The sequence below is a fragment of the Phenylobacterium sp. genome, from assembly GCF_031412415.1.
In the GTDB taxonomy this organism is placed as follows: Bacteria; Pseudomonadota; Alphaproteobacteria; order Caulobacterales; family Caulobacteraceae; genus Phenylobacterium.
On sequence record NZ_JANOCX010000077.1, the window covers coordinates 26,337 to 33,952 of the forward strand.

Here is a 7,616-nt window from a genome sequence, read left to right on the forward strand (position 1 = left end):
TCTCGACGCCGAATTTGACCAAACGATCCAGAAGGAGAGGCCGCGGGCTCATCTTTCGAGGCAAATTTCACCCGAAAACAGAGATCTTCCGTTCGACATCGACGCGGAATGGGCCGCGACAGGGAGAACGTGCCTCAGGTCTGCGCCCCATGTGTGCCCCAACTTCAGAACAGGCCGGGCGGAAAAACGCTAGGTTATTGATTTTGTTGGTAGCTGGGGGCGGGATCGAACCGCCGACCTGTGGGTTATGAATCCACCGCTCTAACCATCTGAGCTACCCAGCCGCCGGGCCTTTCGGCGAGGGGCGGGTTATAGGGTGGGTTTTTCCCCTCTTCAAGCGGCTTGGGTGCGACGCGTTCCCCGGCTACGTTCCGGGTGGCATGAGCGTCCTGCATCTTCTCGGAACGGCTGGCGAAGGCGGCGCGGAAACCTATTTCCTCGACCTGGTCGGCGGACTAGCGCGGGCCGGCGTGGATCAGGCCTGCGCGATCCGCGCGAACCCCAATCGCGAGGCCGCGCTAAGCCGCATGGACATACCCTCCGGCCTGTTCCGGTTCGGGGGTCCGATCGACATCCTGACCAAGCCGAAACTGGCCGGGTTCTCGCGCAAGCACGATGTGAAGCTGGCCCTGGCCTGGATGAACCGCGCCGCGCGGCACACGCCGAAAGGGCCCTGGGCCCGGGTCGGTCGCCTGGGCGGCTACTACAACCTCAAATACTATCGCGGCTTCGACGAACTAGTCGCCAACACCGAGGACATCGCCGAGTGGGTGGTGGGCCAAGGCTGGCCGGCCGGCAAGGTGCGCCATATCCCCAACTTCGCCGAGGCGCCGGCCGAAGCCGCGCCGGCCCAGCGCGCCACCCTGGACACTCCGGCCGACGCCCCGCTGCTGCTGGCCATGGGCCGGCTGCACGACTCCAAGGCTCACGACATCTCGCTGAACGCCCTGGCGGCTATTCCGGACGCCCATCTATGGATCGCAGGGGTCGGGCCGCTGGAAGCCAAGCTGAAGGCCATGGCCCAGGCCCTGGGCGTGGCCGACCGCGTGCGGTTCCTGGGCTGGCGCACCGACGCCTCGGCGCTCTATCGGGCCGCGGATGTCTGCATCTTCCCCTCGCGCTATGAGCCGCTGGGCAACGTGGTGATCCAGTCCTGGGCCCACGGCCTGCCCGTGGTGGCCGCCGCCAGCCAGGGACCGGCCGCGCTGATCCGCGACGGCGAGGACGGCCTGCTGGTTCCGGTCGACGACGCCCAGGCCCTGGCCGCCGCGGTCAACCGGATGCTAGCCGATCCGGCGCTGCGGGCCGGCCTGGCGAGGGCCGGCGCGGCGCGGGTGGAGGCGGAGTTCTCCCAGGCCGCCGTCGTCGCCCAGTGGCGCGACCTGTTCGCCGACTACGGGGCGAGCTGATGTGCGGCATAGCCGGCGTGATCGGACCGGGCGGTTCCGCCCGGCCGCTGATAGAGGCCATCACCCATCGCGGACCCAACGGCGTCTTCGTCGAGGACAGCCCGGGCCTGTCGCTGGCCCACGCGCGTCTGTCGATCATCGACCTGGAGGGCGGCTGGCAACCGTTGCACGGCGCTGGCTCGACCGTGATCGGCAACGGCGAGATCTACAACTATGTCGAACTGGCCGATGAGTTCGGCCTGCGCGATCGCCTCGCCACAGGGTCCGACTTCGAACCGCTGCTGCACCTCTACGCCCAGGAGGGGCCGGCGGCCTTCGAGCGCCTGCGCGGCATGTATGCCTTCTGCATGATCGGGAATGATGGCCGGGTCTGGCTGGTCCGCGACCCTTTCGGGATCAAGCCGCTCTACCTGCTGGAGCACGAGGGATCGGTCGCCTTCGCGTCCGAGCCCCGCGCGTTCCTCGCCGCCGGGCTGATCGGGGCGGAGTTGTCGGAGGATCGGGCGCGGGAACTGTTGGCCTTCAACTACACCCTGGGCGAGGAGACGATCTTCACCGGCCTGCGACGGCTCGCGCCAGGCGAGATCGTCGAGGTCGTGGACGGCAGGATCACACCGCGCGGGCGCCGGATCGCCGTAACCAGGGGGATTTCCCATGATAGTGACGAGACCCGACTGCTCGCGCGCCTGGACGACGTGCTGGAGGACAGCGTCAAGGTCCACCAGCGCTCGGACGTGCCCTATGGCCTGTTCCTGTCCGGCGGGATCGACTCGGCCACCATCGCCACCTTGATGTCGCGGCTGAACGAACGTCCGGTCACCGCCTTCACCTGCGGCTTCGATGCGCCCGGTGCGCGCGATGAACGGGCCCAGGCCGAACGGGTCGCCCGGGCGCTGGACCTCGACTGGCGCGAGACGACCTTCGACGAGGCCGACTTCTGGCGCATCCTGCCCCAGGTCGCCTGGGCGATGGACGACCCCACCGCGGACTACGCAATCCTGCCCACCTACAAGCTCGCCGAGGCGGCCAAGGGGACCCTGACCGTGGTCCTGACCGGCGAAGGGGGCGATGAGCTGTTCGGCGGCTACGGCCGCTATCGCCGCGCCCTGCGGCCGGGTTGGCTAGGGGGACGCTCGGCCGAACCGCGGGACGCCGAGGCGCCGGTCCTGGCCCGATGGCGCGCGCAGGCCAGGCCGCCCGCCGGACTGACACGGCTGCAGCAGGCGCAGTGGGCCGATATCGCCACCTGGCTGCCGAACGACCTGCTGACCAAGCTGGATCGCTGCCTGATGGCCCACGGCCTGGAGGGTCGAACCCCGTTCCTCGATCCGCAGGTCGCCGCCTTCGCCTTTCCCCTGCCCGACCGGTTGAAGGTGCGCGGCCGTCACGGCAAGTGGCTGTTGCGCAAGTGGCTTGAACGCGCCTGCCCCTCGGCCGAGCCCTGGGCGCGCAAGCAGGGCTTCACGGTCCCAGTCGACGCCTGGATCGCGCCACGCGCGACCGAGATCGCCCGGCGAGTGTCCAGGGTCGAGGCTGTGCGCCGGATCCGCGCGCCCGAGGCCGTCACCGCCGTCTTCGCCGCCGACGGCGGGGAGCGGTGGCCGCTTCTGTTCTACGCCGTCTGGTCGCTGATCCATCTGGAGGGCGCCGAACCCGCCGACGCGCTGGCCGCCGTCGCCGGAACGATCTGACCCCCTAACGATTTCCCCGCCTCAGCCACCGGAGTTTTCCATGCGCAGCTTCCTCGTCTCCACGGTCTTCGCCACGGCCCTCGCCGCCTGCGGCGGGACCCAGGCCCAGCCCACGCCGGGGGCGTCGCTGGAAACCCGTCCGCCGAACGGCGAGGCCCAGACCCCGGCCTTCGCCGGCCAGACCCGCGCGCCGGGCGTGGTGTCCAACGCCGCCTATGAGGTCCAGACCGCCGCCGAGGGCCTGGACAAGCCGTGGGGGCTGGCCTTCCTGCCCGACGGCCGGTTGCTGATCAGCGAGAAGCCGGGCCGCCTGCGTATCCTCGGGACCGAAGGCAAGCTGTCGGAACCCGTGAAAGGCCTGCCCGCCGTCGACGCTCGCGGCCAGGGCGGCCTGTTGGGCCTGGCGGTCGATCCCGCCTTCGCCCGAAATGGCCTGGTCTATTGGGCCTTCGCCGAGCCGGCCGCCGACGGGACCAACCACGCGGCCGTGGCGCGCGGCAAGCTGACCGGCGACACCCTGGAGAATGTCCAGGTGATCTTCCGCCAGACGCCGTCGATCGCCTCGACAATGCACTATGGCGGTCGCCTGGTCTTCGCCCGCGACGGCACGCTGTTCGTCGCGCTCGGCGAACGCTCGATCCTGCCGGGCCGGGTCCAGGCCCAGCGGATGGACGGGACCCTGGGCAAGGTGGTCCGCATCAACGCCGACGGCACGATCCCAAAGGACAACCCTTTCATCGGCAATCCCGGCGTTCGGCCCGAGATCTGGTCCATCGGCCACCGCAACATCCTGTCGGCGGCGCTCGATCCCAAGACCGGCAAGCTGTGGGAGGTCGAGCACGGCGCCAAGGGCGGCGACGAGCTGAACCAGCCTCAGAAGGGCAAGGACTATGGCTGGCCCACCATCACCTATGGCGAGGAATACTCCGGCCAGCCGGTCGGCGAGGGCCTGACCGCCAAGCCCGGCATGGAACAGCCGGCCTATTACTGGGACCCGGTGATCGCCCCGGCCGGCATGGCCTTCTACCAGGGCAAGGCGTTCCCGGCCTGGAAGGACAGCGTGCTGATCGGCGGCCTCTCCAGCAAGCGGGTGGTGCGGCTGGTCATGAAGAACGACAAGGTCGTGGGCGAGGAACACCTGTTCACCGAGATCGGCGAACGCATCCGCGACGTCATCGTCGGACCGGACGGCGCGGTCTGGCTGGCCACCGACAACGTCAAGGGCCGGGTGCTGAAGATCGTGCCGAAGTCCTAGAGCCCCAGTCGCCCAGCGACCTCTTCGCCGATCGCCAGCGAGGAGGTCAGGCCTGGGCTTTCGATCCCGAAGAGGGTGACGAGGCCCGCCATCCCGTGGGCTTCCGGCCCGTCGATGCGAAAGTCGCCCTGCGGCTCGCCCGGCCCATGCAGCTTGGGCCGGACGCCGGCGTAGTCGGGGGCGAGCGCCCCATCCGGCAACCCCGGCCAGAACTTGCGAATGTAGCTGTAGAACTCGCCCGCGCGCCCGGGGTCGACCGTGTAGTCCGGGGCGTCCACGAACTGCAGGTCGGGCCCAAACACCGCCTGGCCCCCCAGGTCGCGGCGGTAGTGGGTGCCCAGCGCGCCCGGGATCGGCGGCGGATAGATCAGCCGCGCGAACGGCGCCTTGCCGGTCAGCCGGAAATAGACGCCCTTGCCGTAGTGCAGGGGCGGGATGGTCGCCTTCGGAAAGCCCTCGATGGTCGCCGCCACCGCCTGGGCCGCGAGGCCCGGCGCGGTCACCAGCAGCCGGCAGGTGAGCGTGGTCGGCTCCTCGCCGCCGGCGCGAACAGAATAGCCGCCGCCGTCCAGCGGGCTCGCGCCCTCGAACGGAGTGGACGTGACGACCGCCCCGCCCGCAGCCTCGATCTCACCCTGCAGGGCCAGCATGTAGCCATGGCTGTCGAACACGCCGCTCTGGGGTGAGATCAGCGCGCCCTCGCAGGCCAGTTCCGGCTCCAGGGCCAGGGCCTGGCCTTTGCTCAGCTGCTCCATTCCCTCGACGTCGTTGGCGCGGGCCTGATCGAGAATGGCGTCGAGGCGCCCGACTTCCTCGGTCGTGGTCGCCACCACCAGCTTGCCGCAGCGGTCGTAGGCCACCTTGTGGCTGTCGAGGAAGGCGTAGAGCGCCCGGCGACCCTGGACGCACAGCCGCGCCTTCAGCGACCCGGTGGCATAGTAGAGCCCGCCATGGATCACCTCGGAATTCCGCGCCGAGACGCCCTCACCGATGATCGGGCCCGCCTCCAGCACCGCCACCACGAGACCGCGCCTGGACAGCGCATATCCGCAGGCCAGGCCCACCGCGCCCGCGCCCACCACCACCGCATCGAAATCGAAATCAGCCATGGGTCGAGGGGTAGCGGAATGGTCGCGGACTGCAAACGGAGAAGCGGTGGTAGGCGACTCTCGCCTCACGCTCTAGCCTGTCCCCAAAGAACAACGTGGGGAGCGAGACGATTCGCAGGACGATCCTGGCCCTGGCGGTCATGGCGGCGCTTTCGACGCCCGCCCTCGCCGCCGACCCGCCTGCGCCGCCCATGGCGGGCGGGGCGATCCTGACCTGGACGCCCGAGCAGCAGCTCTATGGCTATAGGAACATGGAGAAGGTCGCCCCGGTGGGGACCGCGCCGCGCGGGACGAAGGTTCGCGAGCTGCCAGCCGGGACGCCCATCGATCCGACATGGACCTGGAACGGCCAGCGCCAGACGGTCGCGAGCTACATGAGCGCCATGCGGACCTCGGCCGTGGTGGTGCTGAAGGACGGCAAGATCGTGCTGGAGCGCTACGGCATGGGCCGCAAGCCCGCCGAGCGGTGGACCTCGTTCTCGGTCGCCAAGTCGATGACCGCCACCCTGGTCGGGGCGGCCATCAAGGACGGCCACATCAAGAGCCTGGACGAGGACGTCACCAGCTACATTCCGGAGCTGAAAGGCAGCGCCTACGAGGGCGTCAACGTCCGGCAACTGCTCACCATGACATCGGGCGTGAAGTGGAACGAGGACTACACCGACCCCAACTCCGACGTCGCCCGGGCCGGGTTCGCGGCGTCCGAGCCGGGGATGAACCCCATCGTAAGCTACATGCGCAAGCTGCCGCGCGAGGCCGAGCCCGGAAGCAAGTTCGTCTACAAGACCGGCGAGACGGATCTGGCCGGAATCCTCGTCTCGAAGGCGGTCGGCAAGTCGCTGTCGCGGTATCTCTCGGAGAAGATCTGGGCGCCCTACGGTTTCGAAGAGGACGCCATCTGGGTGCTGGATTCCGCCGGGCATGAGCGCGGGGGCTGCTGTATGTCGATGACCGCTCGCGACTACGCCCGGATCGGCCAGTTCATGCTTGAAGGCGGCCAGGTCGGCGGCAAGGAGGTGCTGCCGGCCGGATGGGTCGCCGACGCCACCAAGGCCCACCAGACCTTCGCGCCGGGCGGGGTCGAGACCGGATACGGCTACTTCTGGTGGATCATCCCCGGCGGCTATGCCGCCGAGGGGATTTTCGGCCAACAGATCTTCATCTATCCCGTCGAGCGGCTGGTGATCGCCGTCAACTCGGCCTGGCCGGCAGCCTCCCAGGACAAACTCTGGAAGGCCCAGGCGGCGTTCGCCGAGGCGGTCAGGACCGCCGCGCGCTAAGGCGATCAGGCGCCAAAGGTCAAGCGGATGCGGTCGCGATAGCTGAGCAGGTCGCGGGAAACCACGCTGGGGTCCCTCAGCGCCTTGGAGAGGATCAGCGCCTGGGCGGTGACCCCGAACACGCCGTCGGCCAAGCCGACCAGGTCCGTCGGAATCTTCGGCGGATAGAGCGCCGCGATCTCCTCGAGCCAGGTCAGGAAGGTCTTGCGCCACGCCAGCACGCCCTCGGCGTTCAGCCTGGTGACCTCGCGATCGAAGGCCTGATCCTGGAAGGTGATGGTCGCCACCAGGCACCCGGGATGGTTCTCCACCATGTCCGACATCGCCTCGGCATAGAGCTTGATGAAGACTAGATAGGCATGCAGCGGATCGGCCGACAGCTCGCGAGCCCGGGCGATGAGGGCCTGCTGGAAGACTTCGTTCTCGACGTGGAAGCGTTCCAGGATCTGGCGGGCCAGATCGTTCTTGTCGCGGAAATGGTAGAAGAAGCCGCTCTTGGTGATGCCCGCCTCCGCCACCAGCTCCTCGATGGAGGTGGCGCTGAACCCCTTGCGGATGATCGAGTCGTAGGCGACATCCAGCAGCCTTTCGCGCGTTCGCGCGCCCTTCGACTGCACCGTCGGTATGGTTTTATCGAGTAGCTCGCTCGACATCGGTTTCGCCCGCCGGTCGGTGGTGATCCAAGCCCTTCAGATAACACGAAAATCCGCGGCCCGCTAAAACCGACCGCGCATCCGCTAGAGCCGGATGACCCGACGAAATACGTCTCCCGCCCCGAGATATGGAGAGAACAGATGTCACAGAGAGACCAGGCGGGCTTGGCCCTGACCGGCGCCAGCGCCGCCGCGGCCCAGGCCTATGGCGAGGCGCTC

The 7,616-nt window shown here is 68.7% G+C and carries 6 protein-coding genes and 1 tRNA gene; 4 read left to right on the plus strand and 3 right to left on the minus strand.

Annotated features, from left to right (window positions below; all coding sequences use genetic code 11):
- Positions 1-207 precede the first annotated feature (207 nt).
- Positions 208-284: transfer RNA gene (locus RMO04_RS03905), tRNA-Met, on the minus strand.
- A gap of 96 nt (positions 285-380) precedes the next feature.
- On the opposite strand from RMO04_RS03905, the gene RMO04_RS03910 reads away from it, so the two are divergent.
- Genes RMO04_RS03910 through RMO04_RS03920 form a run of 3 tightly spaced genes read left to right on the plus strand, consistent with a single transcriptional unit; the run spans position 381 to position 4,355 of the window.
- Positions 381-1,409 (plus strand): glycosyltransferase, encoded by a 1,029-nt coding sequence (locus RMO04_RS03910; RefSeq protein ID WP_309643484.1) that lies wholly within the window; start codon positions 381-383, stop codon positions 1,407-1,409.
- Positions 1,409-3,100 (plus strand): asparagine synthase (glutamine-hydrolyzing), encoded by a 1,692-nt coding sequence (gene asnB, locus RMO04_RS03915; protein WP_309643485.1) that lies wholly within the window; start codon positions 1,409-1,411, stop codon positions 3,098-3,100. The genes RMO04_RS03910 and asnB overlap by 1 nt, the downstream gene beginning before the upstream one ends.
- Positions 3,101-3,140: 40 nt before the next feature.
- Complete coding sequence (locus RMO04_RS03920) at positions 3,141-4,355, plus strand: PQQ-dependent sugar dehydrogenase (protein ID WP_309643486.1); 1,215 nt, start codon at positions 3,141-3,143, stop codon at positions 4,353-4,355.
- Here the strand turns inward: RMO04_RS03920 and RMO04_RS03925 are convergent.
- Positions 4,352-5,464, minus strand: coding sequence for an NAD(P)/FAD-dependent oxidoreductase (locus tag RMO04_RS03925; protein WP_309643487.1), 1,113 nt, complete (start codon positions 5,462-5,464; stop codon positions 4,352-4,354). The genes RMO04_RS03920 and RMO04_RS03925 overlap by 4 nt on opposite strands.
- Before the next feature lie 95 nt (positions 5,465-5,559).
- Here RMO04_RS03925 and RMO04_RS03930 point away from each other — a divergent pair, with 95 nt between their 5' ends.
- Entirely contained in the window at positions 5,560-6,744 is a 1,185-nt protein-coding gene (locus RMO04_RS03930; protein ID WP_309643488.1) for a serine hydrolase, read from the plus strand.
- Positions 6,745-6,749: 5 nt separating this feature from the next.
- Here RMO04_RS03930 and RMO04_RS03935 read toward each other — a convergent pair whose 3' ends face one another.
- Entirely contained in the window at positions 6,750-7,397 is a 648-nt protein-coding gene (locus RMO04_RS03935; protein ID WP_309643489.1) for a TetR/AcrR family transcriptional regulator, read from the minus strand.
- Between the last annotated feature and the right edge of the window lie 219 nt (positions 7,398-7,616).

Bases quoted from the DNA above. Each gene is read 5' to 3' on its own strand.
- RMO04_RS03910 (WP_309643484.1), top strand. From the start codon at position 381: ATGAGCGTCCTGCATCTTCTCGGAACGGCTGGCGAAGGCGGCGCGGAA.
- RMO04_RS03925 (WP_309643487.1), bottom strand. From the start codon at position 5,464: ATGGCTGATTTCGATTTCGATGCGGTGGTGGTGGGCGCGGGCGCGGTG.
- asnB (WP_309643485.1), top strand. From the start codon at position 1,409: ATGTGCGGCATAGCCGGCGTGATCGGACCGGGCGGTTCCGCCCGGCCG.
- RMO04_RS03920 (WP_309643486.1), top strand. From the start codon at position 3,141: ATGCGCAGCTTCCTCGTCTCCACGGTCTTCGCCACGGCCCTCGCCGCC.
- RMO04_RS03935 (WP_309643489.1), bottom strand. From the start codon at position 7,397: ATGTCGAGCGAGCTACTCGATAAAACCATACCGACGGTGCAGTCGAAG.